The sequence below is a fragment of the Bradyrhizobium liaoningense genome (genome assembly GCF_018130955.1).
Taxonomy (GTDB): domain Bacteria; phylum Pseudomonadota; class Alphaproteobacteria; order Rhizobiales; family Xanthobacteraceae; genus Bradyrhizobium; species Bradyrhizobium liaoningense_C.
The window spans coordinates 93,728-116,221 of sequence record NZ_JAFCJM010000002.1 but is presented as its reverse complement, the minus strand read 5'-3'; the positions used below and the strand labels follow the sequence as shown (position 1 = coordinate 116,221).

The following is a 22,494-nucleotide window of genomic DNA, read 5'->3' as shown; positions in this document are numbered from 1 at the left end:
CGCGTAATGTAGGGAACCGCGGCGGCAGTGGGACAGATTTGCCGGCCGCGGGCCTCGCGGAGGATGGACCCTTGTCAAATATCGACCCGACCGATCACACGCTGGCGACGATCGCCAGCATTCTCGAACGCCCGGAGCCCGCTCGCGACGCCGAGGAACCTGCGATCGACGTGCAGGCCATTTTGGCCGAACCGGTGCCACCGCCGCTGCCCTCATTCGACGAGCCGGAGCAGTCATTCGACGAACCGCCTCTGGTCGACGACGAGCAGATCCTGGTCGACGAGCAGCCGCTGGTGCCCGAGCAGGCCGATGCCGACGGCTACAGCAAGGTCGGCCCCGGTCCGATGGCGGCGCTGCGCTTCAAATGGAGTGTGCAGCGCGGTGACGACGGCCAGTATTACGTGCACGAGACCATCGGCGACTACTCCACCCCGGTCGTCAGTGGCCCCATGACAAGCGAAGCCGCCGTCAGGCTGGTCGACGAGCGCGAGGCCGAGGCGCAGCACCGCTTCGAGGTCTTGCGCAACGAGATCGCCGGCCGCACCGGGCTTGCGCAGTTCGTGCAGAGGGGCGAGGCCTAGAGCGCGCATGGCGCTTTAGGCTCTAATTCTTGAGCATGATCTCCGCGCAAACGCGTTCCGCGTTTGTCGCGAGGGAAAACCGCGTCACACTTTTCCGGATCATGCTCTAGCGCCTGCCCAGAAAGTCCCGCTTCACGAGGTCGACGCCGGCGTGCCGCAGGATGTCGTAGGCCGTCGTGACGTGAAAGAAGAATTGCGGGACGCTGAAGGTCAGCAGCAGCGACCGCCCGGTGAAGGGCAGCTCGACCCCGCTCTTCAAGCGGAACGCGACGTCCTTGTCGGCGGCCGCGTCGATCTCCGCGCGCGGCAAGCCTTCGATGAAGGCGATTGCAGCCGCGATGCGCGATTTCAGCTCGGCCAGATCAGGCTTCGAATCGGAAAAGGCGAGCGGTTCGCGCCCGGCCAGCAAGGCTGAGCCGACCACCGCGTGGCGCATGGCCTCGCCGACCTGCTGCGCCAGATCGTACATGTTCGGATAGAGCCGCATCCCGAGCAGCACGGCCGGATCGATCTTGCGTGCCTCGGCGTAGGCTCCGGCCTGGTCGAGCAGCCCGGACAGATTGTGCAGGAACGGCACGAACAGCCCGGCCGACGCCTCGTGGAGCGATATCGTCAAATCTCCAATTCCTTCTCGCCTGCGGCGGACAACTGGTCTAAATCCGCATCGCGAGAGCAAGATGACAGTTCAGACAGGGGTGGAAAAGAGATGATCGTTCGAAAATTGGTTGGCCTGGCTGCCGCCCTGTTGGTGAGTTTTGCGGCCCACGCGCAGCAGGCGGCCCCCGCTTCCCGCCTCGACGACATCATGAAGCGCGGCACGCTGCGCGTCGGCATGACCGGCGACTACAAGCCGTTCACCTATCTCGACAAGGCGACCCAGACCTTCGCCGGCTTCGACGTCGACATGGCGGAAGCGCTCGGCAAGGCGCTCGGCGTCAAGGTCGAATACGTCCCGACCGCCTGGCCGAAGCTGATGAAGGATTTTGAGGCCGATCAGTTCGACATCGCCATGGGCGGCGTCTCCATCACCTTCGACCGCCAGAAGAAAGGCCTGTTCTCCACGCCGATCATGCGCGAGGGCAAGACGCCGATCGCGCGCTGCGCCGACGTCGGCAAGTACCAGACGCTCGCCGACATCGACAAGAAGGGCACGCGCGTCATCGTCAATCCCGGCGGCACCAACGAGCGCTTCGCCCGCGCCAACATCAAGGACGCCGAGATCAACGTCTTCCCCGACAACACCGTGATCTTCGACGAGATCGCCAAGGGCAATGCCGACCTGATGATGACGGACGCCTCGGAGACCCGCTTCCAGCAGAAACAGCATCCGGGCGTGCTCTGCGCGGTGCATCCGGATAAGCCGTTCGACTTTTCGGAGAAAGCCTATTGGCTGCAGCGCGATGTCGCGTTGAAAGCCTTCGTCGACCAGTGGCTCCATGTCTCGATGGAGGACGGCAGTTTCAAGAAGATCTACAGCGCCTGGTTCGACTAGGCCCAGGTTCAAACTAAAGCGCGATGAGATTTGTCATCGCGCTTTTGGTTTCTTGTTTGAGCATGATCCCCGCGCAAACGCGTTCCGCGCTTGTTGGGTCCGGATCAGGCTTTAGACCACGCCTGGAACAGGAAACGCCCGGCACATCTGGACGCACTCCGACCTGAGGCGCGCGACGACCGCATCGTCTCCGTTCGCTTGCAGAGCCGCCGCGATGAACTCGCCGATACGACGCATTTCGGGCTCTCCCATGCCACGCGTGGTCGCCGCCGGTGTCCCGAGGCGAATACCGCTCGGCCTGAGCGGCGGGCGCGGATCGTCCGGAATAATCTGCTTGTTCGTGGTGATCGCGATGGCATCGAGCACGTCCTCGGCTGCGCGCCCGTCCAGTCCGACGGATGCTGCCGTATCGACGACCATCATGTGATTGTCTGTCCCGCCCGTGACCAGCTTCATGCCGCGCTCCATCAGCGCGCCCGCAAGAACCTGCGCGTTGCGCAAAACCTGCCGCGCGTAAACCTGGAACTCCGCCGTAGCCGCCTTCTTGAGCGTCACGGCAATCCCCGCCACGACATTCATGTGGGGGCCGCCCTGCAAGCCGGGAAAGACGGACGCATCGATCCGACCGGCATGTTCCTTCCGGCACAGGATGATCCCGCCACGGGGACCGCGCAGTGTCTTGTGGGATGTCGTCGTCATGACGTCGAAGCCGGCATCAAGCGGGTTGCGCATGGCATCAGCGGCGACCAGTCCGCCATAGTGGCTCACGTCAGCCATCGTGAGCGCGCCGACTTCGTCGGCAATACTCTTGAACGCCGCATAGTCCAGGTCGCGCGGATAGGAGCTGTAGCCGCACAACACCATCTTCGGACGCGCTTGCTGCGCAATCGCGCGCAATTCGTCGAAATCTATCACGCCGCCGTTTGACGAGGCCGTCTTGTAGCGAACGAAGTTGAACAGACGCCCCATGTGGGACACCGGCGCGCCGTGAGTGAGGTGGCCACCATGGGACAGGTCCATGGCGAGAATGGTGTCGCCGGGATTCAACAGGCCGAGATAGACAGCTTGATTCATCGGCGATCCCGATAGAGGCTGAACGTTGGCGTGCCCGGCACGAAACAGCGAGCAGGCGCGCTGGCGTGCGAGGTTCTCGATTTCGTCCGTGAACAGCTGGCCGCCGTAGTACCGGCGTCCCGGATATCCCTCGGAGTATTTATTGGTGAAGACCGACCCGAGCAGCTCAAGCACCTCCGGGTAGGTGTAATTCTCTGACGGGATCAGTTCGACGCCGTCCTGTTGACGGCGCTCTTCGCCTACAAGGGCTGCGGCGATCTCTTGATCGTTGATGGTCAGTTCGTTGCGAAACGACGGCATGCTCGGGCTCCTCAACACGCTGTTTTTCCAGCAGATGGGTTGCCCAGGCGATCGGCGTCGAAACCTTCGCGCTTCACCGTGGTCGTTTCCACGTTAGTTCGCCAGTCGCGCGACAGGACGAATGAGCACGGAGGCTCTTCGCAAAGCAAGATTTAGCCGACCTGCGGACCACCCGCAACTACCAGTTGGTGCTGCCCCTTGCGAAATCTCGTCGAGCGCTTCCTCAACAAATCAAACAATGTCGTCGCATCGCTACGCGCTCCGACAAGCTCTCGCCCCTGGTCCTGCGCGACATCGCCATGCGTTGGACGAGTGTTGGACGAGCGGTCAAACTCTGGACCGACTTGCATGGCATTGAACCAGGAGCGACTGGAGGACGACTCATAACTTGAAAGTGATCTAGATCACGCTACGCGACGGGGCCGAAGCGTAAGCGTCGATGCGGGACTACCTCAGGAGACGGAAATGAAGAAGCTGTTGGCGTTGGCCGCATTTCTTTTGGCGAGCACGGCCGCACAGGCGCAATACACCATCGAATATGGCGGCCACACCATCCGCATCGACCCCGACCGCGGCACCGTGTCGATCCCCGGCGTCTATGACAATACCGGGCGCGACAAGGCCAAGAAGGCCAAAAACGACGCAAAGAACGACGTAAAGAACGACACCAAATCCGACCCGAGCGCGCAGAAGCAGCAGCCGCCGCAGCAGGCCAGGACCGAGCCGCAGCAGCCCGCCAGCCCGGCCCCCGCCCCAGTCGCAGCGCCGCCCGCGGCCGAACAGGCTGCCACCCCTGCCGTCGCGCCACCGCCGGCTCCGCCCGCCCCGCCAGCTCCACCGCCGACCACGACGGCGAACAATGCGCCGGCCGAAACCGCCGTCCTGCCGCCGCTTCCTCCGCTCCCGGCCGCCGCTCCGGCCGAGCAGCCGGCTGCACCCGCAGTGACACCGCCGCCGGCCCCGACGGTCGCGGCTGCTCCGCCCGCACCCGCGGCCCCGCCGCCCGCGCCGGCACCGGCCCCCGTTCAGGCGGCCGCCGCGCCTGCGCCCGTTGCAGCCCCCGCCCCGACCCGCGACCTCAACTCGCCGCTGGGCATCTGGCTGACCGAGGAGAAGGAAGGCAAGGTCCGCATCGAGCAGTGCGGCAACAATCTCTGCGGCTATTCGGTCGACGCCAAGTCGAACCTGAATGGCGAGCAGGTGCTGATCAACATGAAGCCGACCAAGGACCAGAAATGGACCGGCCGCATCCTCGATCCCAACTCCGGCTCGACCTATGATTCGACGATCGCGATGCGCGGCACGGACCGGTTGCGCGTGCAGGGCTGCGCCTTCGGCGGCATGTTCTGCGGCGGCCAGACCTGGACGCGCGTGAACTGAGACAGTCGCAAGGTACCGACCTCCGCGAAAAGGAGCCCGGCATCACCTGATGCCGGGCTCCTTCGTCTAGGGCCTGCCGTCAGCGCGAGATGTAGCCTGTTGCAAGCGGCTTGAAGCGATAGATCAGATACGGTGTCTTGTTCTCCGCCTTGCCGCCATGGAACATGGCTGCGGCCGAGACCTGGGACGCCGACACGTACATGTAGCCGTCGGGCGACGCCGTGATCCCATCGGGCCAAACCATATCAGGGTCGCTGAGATAGGTGCGGTACTTGCGGTCCGCGCCGACAATGCCGATTGACTTTGTCTCGACGGCGGTGAGGTAGAGATTGCCGGCATAGTCGATCGACAGGCCACCATTGTTCGGCTTGTCCGAGTAGCGTTCGACCTTGCCGCTCAGCTCCTCCGGGCTGAGCTTCTCATCGTTCAGATCGGTGGCCTTGATGCGGTACACCGACCGGCCGCTGAGGGGCGCGAAGTAGACCCATTCGGACCTGACATCCATCGTGATGCCGTCGCAGCCAACCTTGATGATCGAAGGCTTGCCATCCTTGCCGGGCACCGTCAGATCGTTGCCATCGACGGTGATCAGCACATTTTCCGGAACGGTTGACCGATCGCCATCCAGCACGCGCCGCGCGACGCCGCTGTCCATGTCGATGACGATGATCGCCGCATGAGACCCGTCGCCGCCGGGTCCGATGTTTTCGTCGGCGATGTAGAATTTCCGGTTCTTCTGATCGATCACGATGTCCTGCGGTTGCGATCCCTTCACGGTGATCGGTTCCGGCATGTAGTAGATGCGCTCAAGCTTGTTCGTGCGCGTATTCCAGCCGACGAGTTTTGGCGTGATCTGGGTCCGGAAGCCCATGTCGATGATCCACACGACGCCGCTCTCATCGGAGCGCAGGCCCAGCACATTGTCGAGATACTGGTCGGTCCCCTTTCGCGGCGTATTCCACTGGGCATTTGGAAACGGCTCGAACGTCGTCGGCGACGTCAGCCGGGCCACGCGAATGTCCGGGCTGTAGAATGGATGATGGCTGAAGATCAGCTGGTTGTCCGGCGTGAATGCGATGTTGCCGACGGACTGGGGCAGCTTGGCGAAGACCTCCGCCTGGACGTTTCCGTTCTCGGCGTGGGCGGCTCCTGCCAGCACGACCGCTGCGGCCAAACTGGCCAATCGAATCCCTTGTCTCACGTTGCTCGCTCCTTGTTTTCCTCAATAGGATTTTCATGCGCGCCCTGCCGGTCTGCGCCGGCTAATGGCTCGCTGCACTCCTGCAAAGGTTTGGCATCTGCGGCCGATATCGGCCTTTGCGAGCGGCACGTTGCGCGCTAATTTGGATGCTGACAATTACGCACAGTTTCGTCTCCTGGTATCACGGAGTGAACTATGAAGAAGCTCGCGGGCAACACCTATGATTGTGCGGCCGGATGTCCGGTGGAGGCGACGCTCGACCTGATCGACGGCAAATGGAAGGCCGTTATCCTCTATCACCTCCTCGACGACACCGTTCGCTTCAACGAGCTCAAGCGCCGCTTGTCGCGCATCACGCAGCGCATGCTGACGCGACAGCTCCGCGAATTGGAGGCTGCCGGCCTCATTCATCGCCGGATCTATGCCGAGGTCCCGCTACGCGTCGAATACTCGCTGACGGCGCTCGGACGCACGCTCGAGCCCGTCGTTCGCATGCTGTGGACGTGGGGCAAGCAATATCTTTCGACGCGAGAGAGCTCTGTCGTACCGCTGGCGGAGCGCCGCCGCTCAGCCTAAAGCATGATCCGGAAAAGTGCACAGCGGTTTTCCCGCGCGACAAACGCGGAACGCGTTTGCGCGGAGATCATGCTCAAACAAAGAGCTAAAGCGCGACGACGATTCAACCTAAAGCCATCGCGCTTTAGACGATGGCCTCGATCACGTGCGCCTGGATCTTTGCGGAGATCTCGCCCTCCCCGTGTCGCGCGGCAATCACCTTGGCCGCGTGAGCGGTGGCAGCCTCCAGCGCATCGGGGCGCCTCGCCTCGATTTCGTTGCGCAGCGGCGTCCCCTGGCAGTAGCTGATCGCGGCAAGCTGCGCGGAGATGGCGCGATTTTGATCGGTCCGTGTTGCAATCGTCACGCCTGAAAACCCTGCATCCAGCACGTCGCGGCGGATTTGGGCGGTGTCGTGATAGCCGTGCGGCGTGCGCGCGAGGAAACGCGGCGGATCGTCCGGGAAGAACTCGGCCATTGCATCCGTGACGTCCGCCGCAATGACGTTGTCCTCGATCCTGTCCCAGACGTTGAAGATGAAACCGCCGCTCGGCTTCAGCACGCGCCGCGCCTCCCGATAGCCTTTGACGCGGTCCGGAAAGAACATCGCGCCGAACTGACAGCACACGACGTCGAATGAGCCATCCGGAAACGGGAGCGACAGCGCGTCGGCCTGGCGCCAGCTCACGCGCGCATCGGAGCCTTGCCGAAGCTTTGCGTGGTCGAGCATCGGCTGATTGAGATCGGTCGCCACGTAAGTCGCATCATCAGGCAGGAGGGCTGCGACGGCGCGCGTGACCACGCCGCTTCCCGCTGCGGTTTCCAGCACAGCCTTCGGCGATCGTGCGGCGACGCGGCGCGCCATGTCGTCGGCATAGCTCTGGAAGATCAGAGGGACCATGTAGCGGTCGTAATTTTCCGGGACCGAGCCGGCGAACACCTTGTCGGATTCAGGCATCCCTTCGACCTCCGCAAAAGCGCTTTGAGACGCGAGCAGCAGGACATGACGGTGAGGCCTTGTCACGTTGCACTGCACAGCATGCCGTCCAGCGTGCGCGATGTCACGCTCGTGGAACCGGCGTGACAGTCCTCACATCAGCGCCCCCTGCACCATGGCAGGTTCCCGCACGTTCAACCCATAGGGGCGAGCCATGAACTACTTTCGCAAGGCAATTTTGATCACGATCCTCGTCACTGCCCTGCCGGTCGTGCCGGCCTCCGCTGCGACCACCAGCTTCGACGGCGCCTGGAATGTCCGGATCGCATCGTCGAGCGAAAGTTGCGGCAACGGCGCGACCGTCTCGATCGGCATCAGCAACGGTCAGGTCGCCTCCAGCGGCGCAGCGATGTCGGCCTCCGGCCGCGTCGCCGATGCGGGCAGCATCAGCGTCACCCTGAGCAGCGGCATCAAGCGCGCCGTCGGTTTTGGCCGCCTCACGGGCACGTCGGGCTCGGGCACCTGGAAAGGCACCCTGTGCTCAGGCACGTGGACGGCGGAAAAACTCTAGGCGTGGCGACGCGCGCCCGACGCACGGTTGGCAAATCGCGACTCACCGATGGTGCGCAGACATCGCAGGGAACGTCGCTCCGACCGGTGCGTTGGAAAACCGAAGCAAATTCATTCAAGCTTGCCACGCGATGGACGGGCCGAGTGAGACTTGCTGGATAAGACCGCGCCGAGCGGGCGCCGAAGCCGCGAACAGGTTTGAACAATGAGGGTCTGCGGAGCTGTGCGGGCCGGTTTGTTCACCGCATTCATTGCAGCGACCTGGCCCGGCGGACAGGTGCAGACATCCCTCGCGCAAACCCGACCATCAGTGTCCTCCAACGAAGTGGCGAAGGTCTCTCCGCGGAAGGAAAGTGCACCTCGGAAGGATGCTGCAAGGTCTGACCCGCACACGACGGGATTTGTAACCGCCTCGGCGCACAGCACGGAGTTCGCCATAGCTCAGGACATTGCGACGACGCTGGCCAGCGGCCAAGAGAGCGGTCCTCACGGCGAGGTCGCATTGCGGGTGCTGCCAATGGTGGGAAATGGCGGCATTCGCAACCTTATCGACATACTCGGCCTGGCAGGTGCCGACATGGCGATCGCTCCCGTCCTGCTGGCTGATCGTCTCCGGGAATCAGGAAGCCTCGGAGATATCGGCAACAAGCTCGTCTACATTACCCCGCTGTTTGTCGAGGAGTTCCATCTCCTCGCACGTGCCGAGATCCAGAGCCTGTCGGATCTTGCGGGAAAGCGGGTTAATTTCGGCGAAGAAGGCAGTGCTGGCGCTGTCCTCGGCCGCGAGGTGCTCAACAATCTGGAGGTGAAGGTCAGCGAGTCTAACCTGGCTCTGGACGCAGCACTGGAGGGAATGCGGAAGGGGCAAATCTCCGCCGCCTTTTTGGTGTCGGGCAAGCCGGTCAGCTTCCTGGCCCGCTACGCGCAAGACGACGGCCTTCACTTTCTGTCCATCCCCTATTCGAAAGCGATGCTGCAGCATGATTATCTGCCATCGGCTCTCCGCCACGAAGACTACCCAGAGATCATCGGAGTTTCTGATACCGTCGACACCATCGCGATCAAATGCGCGCTTTTCGTTTACAACTGGCCGATCCGCAGCGAGCGGTTTCCGCTTCTGGAACTGTTCGTGCAGACACTATTCTCGCGGTTTCCTGAATTTCTCGGTGACGGTCATCACCCCAAGTGGCGAGAGGTGAATCTGGCCGCGCTGCTTCCTGGTTGGCGGCGATTTCAACCTGCGGAACGCTGGCTCCAGCAGCAATCCGGCGGAGAAGCCGCGCTTCGCAGGGCGTTCGGTCGCTTCCTCGAGCAAAAGCCGATCACTAATCCGCCGGACCGCGAACAATTGTTCCAGGACTTTATGCGCTGGCAACAACGGCAGCAGGGCCGATGACCCAGGCACTGGGAGGTCTTGATGCGAAATTCACTGGTGACCGCAGCCTTGGCTGCGTTGCTTGCGTTGACCGCGGACGTGAAGCAGCCTGCCGCTCAGCTTTTTCCGGCCGAACGTCCGGCTCCGCAGGCGCGCGCTCCACCCGGGGTGCAATCAACCGACAACATTGAGAAAACCAAAGCCGTCACTCGCGCAGACGGCAAACCACACAGAAAGCGCCGCGTCATTCGCCCAGCGCCGAACCAGCGAAGGGTTGCCGAGAAAAAGGGCTACGAGCGGGTCAGCGATCTCGTGAACTTCCCTAAGTTCTTTCCTGGCCTGGGCATCCTCTTTGTGAAGCCGGAAACTCTGCCGCTAGGGCCTTTCCTATGCTTCGATCGCGGGGATCGCCTGGTGGCAACCCTGTATATGGTGCCGACAAAGGATATCGACAATCACAAATCATTGGAAGCGTCGGGCTTCGCTGGAAGGGTTGACCACGTCAGCATCTACTTCAACCCGGGTCACCCCGGAGTGGATTTGCCGCACTACCACGTCATGATCTGGCACGTGAGCAAGAGTGAGGAAACGCGCGTCGCGAAATGACGCGCATCACCCTGAGCAACAGCAATCCCCCGGATCGCCGCCGCGGGCGGCGCCGGCACATCAGGACGCACCGCACTTGACGATGCTTCGATGGCCAAGCGCGCTGCGTTGCATCCGCGGCGCGAGAGTTAGCCGACCGGCGCGGAATATTCCGCGTCAGTCACCGGCTCCAGCCAGGTCGAATAGACGCCATCGAGCGCTTCCTGCATGGCGATGTGGCACATGCTGTTATCAGGCGTGGCGCCATGCCAATGCACTTCGCCCGGCGGAATCCAGACGGTGTCGCCGGGACGGATTTCCCTGATCGGACCGCCCTTGGCCTGGACGCGGCCGACGCCCGAGATCACGTACAGCGTCTGCCCCAGCGGATGATGATGCCAGTTGGTGCGGGCGCCGGGCTCGAACGTCACGCGCGAGCAGTTCAGCCGCGCCGGTGCCGGCGCCATGATCACGGGATCCTGCAACACGGTGCCCGTAAAATTTTCCTTGGGCGCGCGGCGGGTCGGCCGCGTGCCTGCGACTGTGATCTCCATGGGGTCCTCGCTTCCTGTTACTTCTTGCTTGCCGCGTAGCGCGCCTTGGTTTCGGCGTTCATGGGATAGAGCCCCGGCAACACCGCGCCGTTGTTCACCTCGTTGACGATCCACCCTTCCATCCGCTCCTGCTCGACGCCCTCGGCGAGCACGTGGTCGAGCATCGCTTGCGGGATCAGCACGCAGCCGTCCTGGTCCGCCACCACGATGTCGTTCGGAAACACCGCAACGCCGCCGCAGCCAATCGGCTCGCCCCAGCCGACGAAGGTCAGGCCCGCGACCGACGGCGGCGCCGCATAGCCGTCGCACCACACCGGAAGGTTGGTGCCGAGCACGCCCTCGACGTCGCGCACGGCGCCGTCGGTGACGAGCGCGGTGACGCCGCGCTTGACCATGCGCGCGCAGAGAATGTCGCCGAAAATGCCGGCGTCGGTGATGCCCATGGCATCGACCACAGCAATGCAGCCCTCGGGCATCGCCTCGATCGCGGTCCGGGTCGAGATCGGCGCCGACCAGGATTCCGGCGTCGCCAGATCCTCGCGCGCCGGCACGAAGCGCAGCGTGAAGGCCGGCCCGACCAGGCGCGGCAGCCCCGGCTTCAGCGGGCGCGCGCCGCGCATCCAGACGTTACGCAGGCCTTTCTTGAGCAGGACCGTGGTGATGGTGGCGGTGGTGATGCCAGCCAGGGTTTTACGGGCTTCGGGGGACAGCGACATGGCAGGCAACAAGCTCCGGAATAGGCGGTTGAGAGAGCGCGCATCTTGCGAGCCGCGCGCTTGCCGTCAAGGGCCAAAACTGAGGTGCTGCAAGGCAGTTATGCGACGCGATAACAAGGCCTTATCGTCCCGCCTTGGATTAATTTATTGGACTTGCGAACGCATTTACGCGAAGCAAAGGGAGTTCGCGTGGAACAAGGGACTCGCCCCTGAAACTCTGCGACGCTGATTTCGAGAGGCCGATTTCGACAGGTCATGGCCGAAACGTTTTCACCGCCCCGCCTTCTGCCGAGTGGCGACAGCGCCATCACGGTCGAGTACAGCCGCAGCATCGACGACGATGCCAACCAGTCGGTTCTGGCACTGGACCGCGCGCTCACGGACGCCGCCATCGACGGCGTCACCGAGTCCGTTCCGACCTATCGCTCCCTGCTCGTGCACTACGATCCCGGCATGATCGGCTACGAGGCGCTGGGCGAAAAGCTGCTCGAACTCGCAAGCCAGCCGGCACCGCCGACCGCGAAAACGCGGCGCTGGCGCGTTCCCGTGGCCTATGGCGGGGAGCACGGCATCGATCTCGAGGACGTAGCGAAAGCGCTCAACACTACGCCCGACGACATCGTGGCCCGCCATGTCGCCGGCGACTACCGGGTGGCCATGATCGGCTTCACCCCCGGCTGGTCCTATCTCAGTGGTCTGCACAAATCCCTCCAGATGTCGCGCCGGCAGAACCCACGGCTCCTGACGCCGGCCGGGACGATCGCGATCGGCGGCATCCAGACCGGCATCCAGTGCCTCGCCGGCCCCAGCGGGTGGCACCTCCTGGGCCGCACGGCGGTGCGCACCTATCAGCTCCACCGGAATCCGATCTTCCTGACCGAACCCGGTGATCGCGTGACGTTTTTCGCCGTCGACCACAAGACCTTTGCGGAGCAGGATCGCGCCGCCGAGGCCGGCGAGATCATCGCCGAGCAGGTCGTCTCATGAGCCGGCTGATCGTCGCCAGTATCGGGCCCGCAAGCTCCGTCCAGGACGGCGGCCGGCCGGGCTCGCAGCGTTACGGGCTGACGCCGAGCGGCGCGATGGACCGGCTGGCGCTGGCGGCGGCCAATTGCCTCGTCGGCAACGAGTTGTTCGCCGCCGGCATCGAGATCGGCCCGTTCGGCGCCTCCTTCACCGCGCGTGACGGCGCCGTGCGCGTCGCGATATCAGGCGCGCCGCGCAACGCCGACGTGGCCGGACGGCCGGTCGCACTCGAAAGCTCGGTGACGCTGAAGGACGGCGAGACCCTGACGCTCGGCTTCGCGCGCGGCGGCGCCTTCAGCTATCTCGCGATCGAAGGCGCCATCAAGGGCGAGGCCGTGTTCGGCAGCCTCGCGGTGAACGCCCGCGCAGGCCTCGGCAGCCCCTACCCGCGCCCGCTCCAGGCCGGCGACGAATTTTCCGTCGACGCCGCGAGCGGCGCGCCGGAGCGGCGTATCGAACTGCCGAAGGCCGTGAGCGGGCCGATCCGCGTCGTGCTGGGCCCGCAGGACGACGAGTTCGACGACGTCAACAAGGCGCTGTTCCTCAACAGCGACTGGAAGATCTCGGCGACGTCGGATCGGATGGGCTACCGGCTCGAAGGCCCCGCCATCAAGCATCTGCACGGCCACAACATCGTTTCCGACGGCACCGTGAACGGCAGCATCCAGGTGCCCGGCAATGGCGCCCCGATCGTGCTGATGATGGATCGCGGCACGTCCGGCGGCTATCCGAAGATCGCGACCGTCATCACGTCCGATCTCGGCCGCTTCGCGCAGACCTCGGCCGGGACGTCCTTCCGCTTCAAGGCCATCAGCATGGCCGAAGCGCAGGACGAGGCGCGGAAATTTGCAAAGCTGTTGCAGGGCCTGCCGGACCGGGTGCGATCGAGCGACACCGTCGAGCTCAACATCGAAGCCCTGCAGGATGCTAATGTCGCGGGACATGCAGTCAACGCCGTCGACGCCGCGACATGGCACGGCCACGCGGAGCCTTAGGTTATCCCGGCCCAACGACCAGAGGACAGCACCATGAAGACGATCGACCTCAATTGCGACCTCGGCGAAGGATTTGGCGCCTGGCAGATGGGCAATGACGAGGCGATGCTGGAGCTGGCGACGTCGGTCAACGTCGCCTGCGGTTTTCATGCCGGCGACCCCGACATCATGCGCCGGACGGTGGAGCTCGCGAAGGCGCGCGGCGTCGCGATCGGCGCCCACCCCGGCTATCGCGACCTGCACGGGTTTGGCCGTCACCCGATCGTGGGCCTGAAAGCCTCGGAGATCGAGAACCTCGTCGCCTATCAGATCGGCGCACTGCAGGCGATCGCGACCGCGGCCGGCCACAAGGTCACGCATGTGAAGGCGCATGGCGCGCTGTCCAACGTCGCCTGCGAGGACGACATGACGGCGAAAGCGATCGCCGCCGGCATCAGGGCGGTCGACCCCAGCCTGATCTTCGTGGTGCTCGCCAACTCAAAGCTGGTGAAGGCCGGCGAGGACGCCAATCTGCCGATGGTGCACGAGGTCTTTGCCGACCGCGCCTATGAGGACGACGGCAATCTGGTCTCGCGCAAGAAGCCCGGCGCCGTCTTGCACGACGCCAAGGCCATCGCCGACCGCGTGGTGCGCATGGTGCAGGACGGCGCCGTGGTCTCGGTGACCGGCAAGGTCATCAAGATGCGCACCGACACGGTCTGCATCCACGGCGATACGCCCGGCGCCGTCGAGATCGCGCGCAACTTGCGCGACGCGCTAAAGGCGAGCGGCATCCAGGTCGCGCCGTTCAAGCGCGCTGCCTGAGCACCGATGACGAGCGAGCGCGTTGCAGCGGCCGGGCAGATCAAGCTCGTCTTGTTCGACATGGATAACGTGCTCTGCCTCTACGACCGAATGGCACGGGCGGCGTATCTCGCGCGGCTCGCAGGTACAACAACGGACCGCGTGTACGAGGCGATCTGGGGAAGCGGGTTCGAATTCCTGGGCGACCGTGGTGCGCTCGATGACGCCGACTATCTGCGCGGCTTTTGCGAGCTTCTCGGCTATCCACTGACGCTTCAGGAGTGGCTACAGGCCCGGCGTCATTCCATGACTCCCGATACGGCGATCCTGGAGATCGTCGGCGATCTCAAGAGATCGGTCGACGTTGCCGTCCTGACCAACAACATCACACTGGTCGCCAATCATATCGACGTTCTGTTCCCGGAGTTGCGCCCGCTATTCGGCTGGAAGATCTTTGCAGCCGCCCAGTTCAAGGTCGCGAAGCCCGACCCCGATTGCTATCGCCTCTGCCTCCAGGCATTGCAGGTCCCACCGGCCGACGTCCTGTTTGTCGACGACCATCCGGCGAATGTCGCCGGCGCGCGCGAAGCGGGCCTGTTCGCGCATCACCACACGACGGCGGAGGCGCTCAGGCAGGCTCTCGTCCAACACGGGATCGCCTAGGCCTGGACGCGGCGGGCCTTTCGCCAAGCCAAAATTCCTGAACTTTTGCCGGGACATGGGCCGGAGGCACAGGCCTGCCTTGCATTGCCGCGCCCCCAGCCCTGCCCACAGGTCTTGTTGACTTGTCCGACTTATTTGTACAATAGTACAACGAACATGGTACAGAAGCCCACCAGGACGGAAACGCGCAAACCCAACATGCGGGAGGCCATTCTGGCTGCCGCGGAGGAGCTGTTTTCCGTCAATGGCTTCAACGCCGTCTCGGTGCGCGACGTCGCCCAGGCTGCCGGCGCCAATCCGGGCAGCGTCACCTATCATTTTGCCACCAAGGACGGGCTGCTGCTGGAAATCTACCAGCGCCATTGCGGCCCGATGAACCAGCGCCGGTCCGAACTGCTGGCAGCGGCGAGCCGCATCCGCGATCCCCAGGACCGGCTCGAGGCGATCGTCCGCGCCTATGTGCTGCCCGCCTTTTCGTCCGGCAGCGACCTTGCCGGCGGCGGCGCGCGGTTCACGCGGCTGCGCGCAATCATGTCGGCCGAAAGCAACGACGTCGCCCGCCGCATCATCGCCCAGACCTTTGACGACACCAGCCACGCCTTGATCGACGCGATCTGCGCGTGCCTGCCGAACATCCCGCGTACCGAGATCGTGTGGCGCAGCCATTTCCTGCTCGGCGCGCTCTACTACACGCTGGTGACGCCCGATCGTGTGTCGCGCCTGTCGCGCGGCGAAGCCAATGGCGCGGACGCGGAGGACGCGATCGAGCAATTGGTGCAGTCCACCGTGGCCTCGCTGCAGGCGCCCGCACTCGACCGACCCGCGGCGACGCGACCACGGTCTGCGCCGGCAACCAAGGCGCCGGCCGATGCCGGGCCCGCGCCGCGCTGATCGAGGTCGGCAGAGGTCCATACGTTCTTGAGCCGGGAAGACAACAATGAACAGGCGCGATTGCTTGGCAAGCATCCGGTCCGCCGCTGCTGCTGAAGGAGAGGTCACGTGATCATCGACGTCCACGGCCATTACACGACCGCACCCAAGGCCCTCGAAGAGTGGCGCAACCGCCAGATCGCCGGCATCAAGGACCCCTCGGCCAAGCCGAAGCCGAGCGAGCTGAAGATCTCTGACGACGAGCTGCGCGACTCCATCATCAACAACCAGCTCAAGCTGATGAAGGAGCGCGGCAGCGACCTCACCATCTTCTCGCCGCGCGCGAGCTTCATGGCGCACCATATCGGCGACTTCGAGGTATCCTCGACCTGGGCCGCGATCTGCAACGAGCTGTGTTTCCGCGTCTCAAAACTCTTCCCCGACAATTTCATCGGCGCAGCCATGCTGCCGCAGTCGCCCGGCGTCGATCCAAAAACCTGCATTCCCGAGCTCGAGAAGTGCATCAAGGACTATGGGTTCGTCGGCATCAACCTCAATCCGGACCCCTCCGGTGGACACTGGACCTCGCCGCCGCTGTCGGACCGGCACTGGTATCCGATCTATGAAAAGATGGTCGAGCTCGACATCCCCGCGATGATCCACGTCTCGACGAGCTGCAACGCCTGCTTCCACACCACAGGCTCGCACTATCTCAACGCCGATACCACTGCGTTCATGCAGTGCCTGACCTCGGACCTGTTCAAGGATTTTCCGACGCTGCGCTTCCTGATTCCGCATGGCGGCGGCGCGGTGCCCTATCATTGGGGCCGCTTCCGCGGGCTGGCGCAGGAGATGAAGAAGCCGCTGCTGAAGGATCACCTCCTCAACAACATCTTCTTCGACACCTGCGTCTATCACCAGCCCGGCATCGACCTGCTCACCAAGGTGATCCCGGTCGAGAACGTGCTGTTCGCGAGCGAAATGATCGGCGCGGTGCGCGGCATCGATCCGGAGACCGGCTTCTACTACGACGACACCAAGCGCTACATCGAAGGCGCCACGACGCTCTCCGCAGAGGATCGCTACAAGATCTATGAAGGCAACGCCCGGCGCGTGTTCCCGCGCCTCGATGCCGCGCTGAAGGCCAACGGAAAGTAACGAGGGAAGGTAAGATGAGCGCTCAGATGAATGATCTCGGAATTGTCCGGCGCAACATCGCGCGGGCCGACAAGGCCGCCGTCGACAAGCTCTCGCGTTTCGGCGTAGCGACCATCCACGAGGCGATGGGCCGTGTCGGGCTGATGCAGCCCTATATGCGGCCGATCTATCCGGGCGCGCAGATCTGCGGCACCGCCGTCACCGTGCTGCTGCAGCCCGGCGACAACTGGATGCTGCATGTCGCCGCCGAGCAGATCCAGCCCGGCGACGTCGTGGTCGCGGCCTGCACGGTCGAGAACACCGACGGCTTCTTCGGCGATCTGCTGGCGACCTCCTTCCGTGCCCGCGGCGCAAAGGGCCTGATCATCGACGGCGGCGTCCGTGACGTCATGGATCTGACCGAGATGAAATTCCCGGTGTTTTCGCGCGCGATCAGCGCACGCGGCACTGTGAAGGCGACGCTCGGCTCGGTGAACATCCCGGTGATCTGCGCCGGCGCCCGCGTCAATCCTGGCGACGTGATCGTTGCCGACATGGACGGCATCGTCGTGGTTCCCGCCGCCGTCGCCCAGCAGGCTGCGGATGCGGCCGAGGCGCGCGAGAACAACGAGGCCGACAAGCGCGAAAAACTAGCGAGCGGCGTGCTTGGGCTCGATATGTACAAGATGCGCGAGCCGCTGGCGAAAGCCGGACTGAAATATATCGACTGAGGGCTGACAATGGCCACACGCGTAACCGGCATTTCGTCGATGGCGACACGCCAGATCCTGGCGGAGCTGACCGGCGCCTATGAGAAGAAGACGGGACATTCGGTTGCGATCGAATCCGTCGGCGGCGTCGATGCGGCCAAGCGCGTGCGCGCCGGCGAGGCCTTCGATGTCGTGGTGCTCGCCGACGACGCAATGAAGCAGCTCGAGGCCGATGGCTTCCTCAAGGCGGGCAGCCGCGTCGGTTTCGCCAGATCCGCCATGGCGGTTGCGATCCGCGCGAAGGCCGAGCGTCCAGACCTCTCGAGCGAAGCCTCGCTCAAGACCGCGGTGCTGGCGGCGCGCTCGATCGGCTACTCGACCGGGCCGAGCGGCAACCACCTCCTCAATCTGCTGAAGAAGTGGAACATCGACCAGGCGATTGCGGAGCGGCTGGTGAAGGCGCCGCCCGGCATCCCCGTCGGCACGCTGGTGGCGCGCGGCGAGGCCGAGCTCGGTTTTCAGCAATTGAGCGAGTTTTTGGACGTGCCGGGAATCGAGATCGCAGGTCCCCTGCCCGCCGAGGTTCAATCCGTGACGCTGTTTGCGTGCGCGGTCTGTGCGAAGGCCGCGAATGAAGCCGGCGCGCGCGATCTGATCAACTATCTGGCGTCAGCCGAGGCGGATGCGCCCAAGCGACGCCAGGGCATGGAGCCGGCGTGAGCCAGCTTTGGGCTGAACGAAACACGAGAAGGGAGCGTTGATGTCGAAACCTGTGACCGGGCCGTTCGAGAAAACCCCGGGTTGGCTGGACTGGTACACCGGGCCCTCGAAGCCACGCTTCAAGGTGCCGGCAGGCGCGGTCGATGCGCACTGCCACGTGTTCGGTCCCGGCGACGAATACCCCTACGCGCCCGAGCGCAAATATACGCCTTGCGATGCCTCGCGGCAGCAGCTCTACGCACTGCGCGATCATCTCGGCTTTGCCCGCAACGTCGTCGTGCAGGCGACCTGCCACGGCGCCGACAACCGCGCCATGGTGGATGCGCTCGTGCATTCCGGCGGCAAGGCGCGCGGGGTTGCGACGGTCAAGCGCAACGTCACCGATGCCGAGCTCCAGGCCATGCATGCGGCCGGCGTCCGCGGAGTCCGCTTCAACTTCGTCAAGCGCCTCGTCGACTTCACGCCGAAGGACGAGCTGAACGAGATCGCCGCGCGGATCGGCAAGCTCGGCTGGCATGTCGTGATCTATTTCGAGGCCGTGGACCTGCCCGAGCTCTGGGACTTCTTCACGACCCTGCCGACGACGGTAGTCGTGGACCACATGGGACGGCCCGACGTGTCCAAGCCGATCGACGGTCCCGAATTCGAGCTGTTCCTGAAGTTCATGCGGGAACATTCCAACGTGTGGTCGAAGGTGAGCTGCCCGGAGCGGCTGTCGGTCGCAGGTCCGCCCGCCCTCAACGGCGAGCAGAATCCTTATAAAGACGTCATCCCGTTCGCCCGCCGTGTCGTCGAGACCTTCCCCGACCGCGTGCTCTGGGGTACCGATTGGCCGCATCCCAATCTGAAGGGCCATATGCCGGACGACGGCCTTCTGGTCGATTTCATCCCGCATATCGCCGTCACGCCCGAGCTGCAGCAGAAGCTCCTGGTCGACAATCCGATGCGGCTGTATTGGCCAGACGAATCCTGAAAGAGGAGATCATCCGATGTCACTCGACAAACCCTACAAGGACATTCCCGGCACGACCATCTTCGACGCCGACATGTCGCGCCAAGGCTATCACCTCAATCAGTTCTGCATGTCGCTGATGAAGGCGGAGAACCGCACCCGCTTCAAGGCGAACGAGCGCGCCTATCTCGACGAATGGCCGATGACCGAGGAGCAGAAGCAGGCCGTGCTCGACCGCGACCTCAACCGCTGCATCGCGCTCGGCGGCAACATCTACTTCCTTGCCAAGATCGGCGCGACCGACGGTAAGAGCTTTCAGCAGATGGCCGGCAGCATGACCGGCATGACCGAAGACCAGTACCGCGAGATGATGGTGAAGGGCGGCCGATCCATCGAGGGTAACCGCTACACCGGGGAGAAGAAGTAATGGCCCACATCAGCGCAAGCGTCTACACATCGCACATTCCCGCGGTGGGGGCGGCGATCGACCTCGGCAAGACCGGCGAGCCGTACTGGCAGCCGGTGTTCAAGGGCTACGACTTCTCCAAGCAGTGGATGAAGGACAAGAAGCCCGACGTGATCTTCCTGGTCTATAACGACCACGCGACCGCGTTCAGCCTGGACCTGATCCCGACCTTCGCGATCGGCACGGCGGCCGAATATCAGCCGGCCGACGAAGGCTGGGGACCGCGGCCCGTGCCGAAGGTGATCGGCCATCCGCAGCTCGCCGCGCACATCGCGCAGTCGGTGATCCAGGACGATTTCGACCTCACCATCGTCAACAAGATGGACGTCGACCACGGCATGACCGTGCCGCTCAGCCTGATGTGCGGCCAGGTGCAGGCCTGGCCCTGCCCGATCGTCCCGTTCGCCGTCAATGTCGTGCAGTATCCGGTCCCCTCGGGACGGCGCTGCTACATGCTCGGCAAGGCGATCCGCAAGGCGATCGAGACCTATGAGGAACCCCTCAACGTGCATATCTGGGGCACCGGCGGCATGAGCCACCAGCTCCAGGGCCCGCGCGCCGGTCTCATCAACCGCGAATGGGACAACGCCTTCCTCGACCAGCTCATCAACGACCCCGACGCGCTGTCGAAGAAGCCCCATCTCGATTATGTCCGCGAAGCCGGCTCCGAAGGCATCGAGCTCGTGATGTGGCTGATCGCGCGCGGCGCCATGAGCGATGCCAAGCCGACGGTCGCTCACCGCTTCTATCACGTGCCGGCGAGCAACACGGCCGTGGGCCATCTGATCCTGGAGAACAACTGACATGGCCAACAAGACGATCAAGGTGGCGCTGGCCGGCGCCGGTGCGTTCGGCATCAAGCACCTCGACGGCATCAAGAACATCGATGGCGTCGAGGTGGTGTCTCTGGTCGGCCGCAGGCTCGAGCCGACCAAGGAAATCGCCGACAAATACGGCATCAAGCACGTCTCGACCGAGCTCGCCGACAGCCTGGCGCTGAAGGAGGTCGATGCCGTCATCCTCTGCACGCCGACCCAGATGCATGCGGCGCAGGCGATCGACTGCCTGAAGGCCGGCAAGCACGTGCAGGTCGAGATCCCGCTCGCGGATTCGTTGGCCGATGCGCAAGCGGTCGTGGACCTGCAGAAGAAGACCGGGCTGGTCGCGATGGCCGGCCACACCCGCCGCTTCAACCCGAGCCATCAATGGGTACGCAAGAAGATCGAGGCGGGCGAGTTCAACATCCAGCAGATGGACGTGCAGACCTACTTCTTCCGCCGCACCAACATGAACGCGCTGGGACAGCCGCGGAGCTGGACCGACCATCTGCTCTGGCACCACGCCGCCCACACCGTCGACCTGTTTGCCTACCAGGCGCGCTCGCCGATCGTGAAGGCCAATGCCGTGCAGGGGCCGATCCATCCCGCGCTCGGCATCGCCATGGACATGTCGATCCAGCTCAAGGCGGCCAACGGCGCGATCTGCACGCTCAGCCTGTCCTTCAACAATGACGGACCGCTCGGCACCTTCTTCCGCTACATCGGCGATACCGGCACCTACATTGCCCGCTACGACGACCTCGTGAACGGCAAGGAAGAGAAGATCGACGTCTCCAAGGTCGACGTCTCCATGAACGGAATCGAGCTGCAGGACCGCGAATTCTTCGCCGCGATCCGCGAAGGGCGCGAGCCGAACTCGAGCGTCGCGCAAGTGCTGCCCTGCTACCAGGTGCTGCACGACCTCGACCGGCAGTTGGCCGCCGGCTAGACCGCTTTCAACGCCTGCGACTGTTTGAGGCCCGGATAAGCGAGAACCGCTTCTCCGGGCCTTGTCGCGAGCGCAGGCGCGACCACGATCTCGAGCTGCTGGCGCAGCCAGCGGTGCATCGGATCGGCCTGGTGGCGGAGATGCCAGACCATGAACATCGGCATCGCCGGACACTCGAAGGGCACCGGCGCGACCGCAAAATCGCGCAGCATATGCGCACGCAACAGGCCCGGCAGCGTCGCGATCATGGCGCTGCCGCGCAAAAACGGTCCGATCCCGGAGAAGCCCTGAACCTGGGCGACAAAACGCCGCCGCACGCCGCGCTCGGCCAGGACGTCGTCGATATCGAGCGGACGGAGATGCTCGTGCAGCACGGTGACATGATCGGCGACAAGATACTCCTCGATCGTGGCCGGCGCATTGCGCGCACTGGCGTCGTAGAACACGCGATAGCTATCCTCGAACAGCCGCTTCTGCAGCACGTCGGAGGCATCGGGCGGGCGCGGCGTGATGACGAGCTGACAATGCTCGCCGCGCAGCAGCTCCGCCGTCGGTGCGCCTGACGGAATGACCCGCAGCGTCAGACCGGGCGCCTGCGCCCTGACGTAGCGCAGGAAGGAGGGCAGCAGCAGGTCGCGCTGCAGGTCGTTGGCGGCGATCGTCACCAGCGCGGAGAGCTTTGCAGGATCGAACTCGACCGCGCTGGAAAAACGGCGGAGCTCGTCGAGCAGCATCCGCGCGTGCGCCGCAAGCGCCTGGGCGCGCGCGGTCGGCACGATCCCCCTGCCCGACTTCACGAACAGGGGATCGCCGACGATCGCGCGCAGCTTGTCGAGCAGATGGCTGACGGCGGACTGGGTGACGCCGAGCCGGTGCGCGGCATGCGTGACCGAGCCTTCCTCGATCACAGCCAGCAGCAGCCGCAACAGGTGGCCGTCGAGGTCCAAATGATCGAATTGGCTCATGAATGCGATCGGCTTCCCGGCGTTTATCTTGGCGCGCCCTGCTGGATATTGCCTCCCTCGGCTGGCGCCGGACTTGATCTGGAACAAATCGCGCCGGTCCAACCATTTAGGGAGAAACGC

At 64.1% G+C, this 22,494-nt stretch carries 26 protein-coding genes and 1 riboswitch; of the genes, 19 read left to right on the top strand and 7 right to left on the bottom strand.

Annotated elements, in window-relative coordinates; translation table 11 throughout:
• Positions 1 to 71 precede the first annotated feature (71 nt).
• Entirely contained in the window at positions 72 to 581 is a 510-nt protein-coding gene (locus JQ632_RS02235; RefSeq protein WP_212400640.1) for a hypothetical protein, read from the top strand.
• Positions 582 to 687: 106 nt separating this feature from the next.
• On the opposite strand, the gene JQ632_RS02230 is transcribed toward JQ632_RS02235, so the two are convergent.
• Complete coding sequence (locus JQ632_RS02230; protein ID WP_212400639.1) at positions 688 to 1,197, bottom strand: DUF1993 family protein; 510 nt, start codon at positions 1,195 to 1,197, stop codon at positions 688 to 690.
• Between the two features lie 90 nt (positions 1,198 to 1,287).
• Here JQ632_RS02230 and JQ632_RS02225 point away from each other — a divergent pair, with 90 nt between their 5' ends.
• Positions 1,288 to 2,073: a transporter substrate-binding domain-containing protein gene (locus JQ632_RS02225; RefSeq protein ID WP_212400638.1), complete on the top strand. Its 786-nt coding sequence runs from the start codon at positions 1,288 to 1,290 to the stop codon at positions 2,071 to 2,073.
• 111 nt (positions 2,074 to 2,184) lie between these two features.
• Here JQ632_RS02225 and glyA read toward each other — a convergent pair whose 3' ends face one another.
• A complete protein-coding gene (gene glyA, locus JQ632_RS02220; protein WP_212400637.1) occupies positions 2,185 to 3,447 on the bottom strand; it encodes a serine hydroxymethyltransferase in 1,263 nt (420 codons plus the stop codon).
• A 34-nt stretch (positions 3,448 to 3,481) separates the two neighbouring features.
• A riboswitch (ZMP/ZTP riboswitch) is annotated at positions 3,482 to 3,566 on the bottom strand.
• Between the two features lie 346 nt (positions 3,567 to 3,912).
• Here glyA and JQ632_RS02215 point away from each other — a divergent pair.
• Positions 3,913 to 4,827 (top strand): DUF2147 domain-containing protein, encoded by a 915-nt coding sequence (locus tag JQ632_RS02215; RefSeq protein WP_212400636.1) that lies wholly within the window; start codon positions 3,913 to 3,915, stop codon positions 4,825 to 4,827.
• A 79-nt stretch (positions 4,828 to 4,906) separates the two neighbouring features.
• On the opposite strand, the gene JQ632_RS02210 is transcribed toward JQ632_RS02215, so the two are convergent.
• Positions 4,907 to 6,010 (bottom strand): L-dopachrome tautomerase-related protein, encoded by a 1,104-nt coding sequence (locus tag JQ632_RS02210; RefSeq protein ID WP_212400635.1) that lies wholly within the window; start codon positions 6,008 to 6,010, stop codon positions 4,907 to 4,909.
• Between the two features lie 213 nt (positions 6,011 to 6,223).
• On the opposite strand from JQ632_RS02210, the gene JQ632_RS02205 reads away from it, so the two are divergent.
• Entirely contained in the window at positions 6,224 to 6,604 is a 381-nt protein-coding gene (locus JQ632_RS02205) for a helix-turn-helix domain-containing protein (protein ID WP_212400634.1), read from the top strand.
• 124 nt (positions 6,605 to 6,728) lie between these two features.
• On the opposite strand, the gene JQ632_RS02200 is transcribed toward JQ632_RS02205, so the two are convergent.
• A complete protein-coding gene (locus JQ632_RS02200; RefSeq protein WP_212400633.1) occupies positions 6,729 to 7,541 on the bottom strand; it encodes a class I SAM-dependent methyltransferase in 813 nt (270 codons plus the stop codon).
• A gap of 193 nt (positions 7,542 to 7,734) precedes the next feature.
• On the opposite strand from JQ632_RS02200, the gene JQ632_RS02195 reads away from it, so the two are divergent.
• The 3 genes from JQ632_RS02195 to JQ632_RS02185 all read left to right on the top strand — a co-directional run bounded on the left by JQ632_RS02195 (position 7,735) and on the right by JQ632_RS02185 (position 10,071).
• Positions 7,735 to 8,091, top strand: coding sequence for a hypothetical protein (locus tag JQ632_RS02195; RefSeq protein ID WP_212400632.1), 357 nt, complete (start codon positions 7,735 to 7,737; stop codon positions 8,089 to 8,091).
• 234 nt (positions 8,092 to 8,325) lie between these two features.
• On the top strand, positions 8,326 to 9,486 hold the full coding sequence (locus JQ632_RS02190; protein WP_249151243.1) for a TAXI family TRAP transporter solute-binding subunit: 1,161 nt from the start codon (positions 8,326 to 8,328) through the stop codon (positions 9,484 to 9,486).
• A 21-nt stretch (positions 9,487 to 9,507) separates the two neighbouring features.
• Complete coding sequence (locus JQ632_RS02185; protein ID WP_212400631.1) at positions 9,508 to 10,071, top strand: hypothetical protein; 564 nt, start codon at positions 9,508 to 9,510, stop codon at positions 10,069 to 10,071.
• A gap of 128 nt (positions 10,072 to 10,199) precedes the next feature.
• Here the strand turns inward: JQ632_RS02185 and JQ632_RS02180 are convergent, their stop codons facing one another.
• Together JQ632_RS02180 and JQ632_RS02175 are read right to left on the bottom strand one after the other, a co-directional pair.
• The gene (locus tag JQ632_RS02180) at positions 10,200 to 10,604 is read right to left on the bottom strand and encodes a cupin domain-containing protein (RefSeq protein ID WP_212400630.1); all 405 of its coding nucleotides are present in this window, start codon (positions 10,602 to 10,604) and stop codon (positions 10,200 to 10,202) included.
• Between the two features lie 17 nt (positions 10,605 to 10,621).
• Positions 10,622 to 11,320, bottom strand: coding sequence for a ribonuclease activity regulator RraA (locus tag JQ632_RS02175; RefSeq protein WP_212400629.1), 699 nt, complete (start codon positions 11,318 to 11,320; stop codon positions 10,622 to 10,624).
• A 255-nt stretch (positions 11,321 to 11,575) separates the two neighbouring features.
• Here JQ632_RS02175 and pxpB point away from each other — a divergent pair, with 255 nt between their 5' ends.
• The 12 genes from pxpB to JQ632_RS02115 all read left to right on the top strand — a co-directional run bounded on the left by pxpB (position 11,576) and on the right by JQ632_RS02115 (position 21,409).
• The gene (gene pxpB, locus JQ632_RS02170) at positions 11,576 to 12,307 is read left to right on the top strand and encodes a 5-oxoprolinase subunit PxpB (protein ID WP_212400628.1); all 732 of its coding nucleotides are present in this window, start codon (positions 11,576 to 11,578) and stop codon (positions 12,305 to 12,307) included.
• A complete protein-coding gene (locus tag JQ632_RS02165; RefSeq protein WP_212400627.1) occupies positions 12,304 to 13,341 on the top strand; it encodes a biotin-dependent carboxyltransferase family protein in 1,038 nt (345 codons plus the stop codon). Before pxpB ends, JQ632_RS02165 begins: the two co-directional genes overlap by 4 nt.
• A 33-nt stretch (positions 13,342 to 13,374) precedes the next feature.
• Positions 13,375 to 14,145 carry a LamB/YcsF family protein gene (locus tag JQ632_RS02160; RefSeq protein ID WP_212400626.1) on the top strand — a complete coding sequence of 257 codons (771 nt, stop codon included), beginning with the start codon at positions 13,375 to 13,377 and terminating at the stop codon, positions 14,143 to 14,145.
• 6 nt (positions 14,146 to 14,151) lie between these two features.
• The gene (locus JQ632_RS02155; RefSeq protein WP_212400625.1) at positions 14,152 to 14,787 is read left to right on the top strand and encodes an HAD family phosphatase; all 636 of its coding nucleotides are present in this window, start codon (positions 14,152 to 14,154) and stop codon (positions 14,785 to 14,787) included.
• A gap of 156 nt (positions 14,788 to 14,943) precedes the next feature.
• A complete protein-coding gene (locus tag JQ632_RS02150) occupies positions 14,944 to 15,678 on the top strand; it encodes a TetR/AcrR family transcriptional regulator (protein ID WP_212400624.1) in 735 nt (244 codons plus the stop codon).
• 108 nt (positions 15,679 to 15,786) lie between these two features.
• Entirely contained in the window at positions 15,787 to 16,815 is a 1,029-nt protein-coding gene (locus JQ632_RS02145; protein WP_212400623.1) for an amidohydrolase family protein, read from the top strand.
• 14 nt (positions 16,816 to 16,829) lie between these two features.
• On the top strand, positions 16,830 to 17,525 hold the full coding sequence (ligK, locus tag JQ632_RS02140) for a 4-carboxy-4-hydroxy-2-oxoadipate aldolase/oxaloacetate decarboxylase (RefSeq protein ID WP_212400622.1): 696 nt from the start codon (positions 16,830 to 16,832) through the stop codon (positions 17,523 to 17,525).
• Between the two features lie 9 nt (positions 17,526 to 17,534).
• Entirely contained in the window at positions 17,535 to 18,224 is a 690-nt protein-coding gene (locus tag JQ632_RS02135) for a substrate-binding domain-containing protein (protein WP_212400621.1), read from the top strand.
• Positions 18,225 to 18,264: 40 nt separating this feature from the next.
• Positions 18,265 to 19,197 (top strand): amidohydrolase family protein, encoded by a 933-nt coding sequence (locus JQ632_RS02130; RefSeq protein ID WP_249151241.1) that lies wholly within the window; start codon positions 18,265 to 18,267, stop codon positions 19,195 to 19,197.
• A gap of 16 nt (positions 19,198 to 19,213) precedes the next feature.
• On the top strand, positions 19,214 to 19,603 hold the full coding sequence (gene ligA, locus JQ632_RS02125; protein WP_212400620.1) for a protocatechuate 4,5-dioxygenase subunit alpha: 390 nt from the start codon (positions 19,214 to 19,216) through the stop codon (positions 19,601 to 19,603).
• On the top strand, positions 19,603 to 20,445 hold the full coding sequence (locus JQ632_RS02120) for a class III extradiol dioxygenase subunit beta (protein ID WP_212400619.1): 843 nt from the start codon (positions 19,603 to 19,605) through the stop codon (positions 20,443 to 20,445). Before ligA ends, JQ632_RS02120 begins: the two co-directional genes overlap by 1 nt.
• A gap of 1 nt (position 20,446) precedes the next feature.
• The gene (locus JQ632_RS02115; protein WP_212400618.1) at positions 20,447 to 21,409 is read left to right on the top strand and encodes a Gfo/Idh/MocA family oxidoreductase; all 963 of its coding nucleotides are present in this window, start codon (positions 20,447 to 20,449) and stop codon (positions 21,407 to 21,409) included.
• Here JQ632_RS02115 and JQ632_RS02110 read toward each other — a convergent pair.
• Positions 21,406 to 22,374 (bottom strand): LysR family transcriptional regulator, encoded by a 969-nt coding sequence (locus JQ632_RS02110; RefSeq protein ID WP_212400617.1) that lies wholly within the window; start codon positions 22,372 to 22,374, stop codon positions 21,406 to 21,408. The two genes, JQ632_RS02115 and JQ632_RS02110, sit on opposite strands and share 4 nt — an antisense overlap.
• Positions 22,375 to 22,494 lie beyond the last annotated feature (120 nt).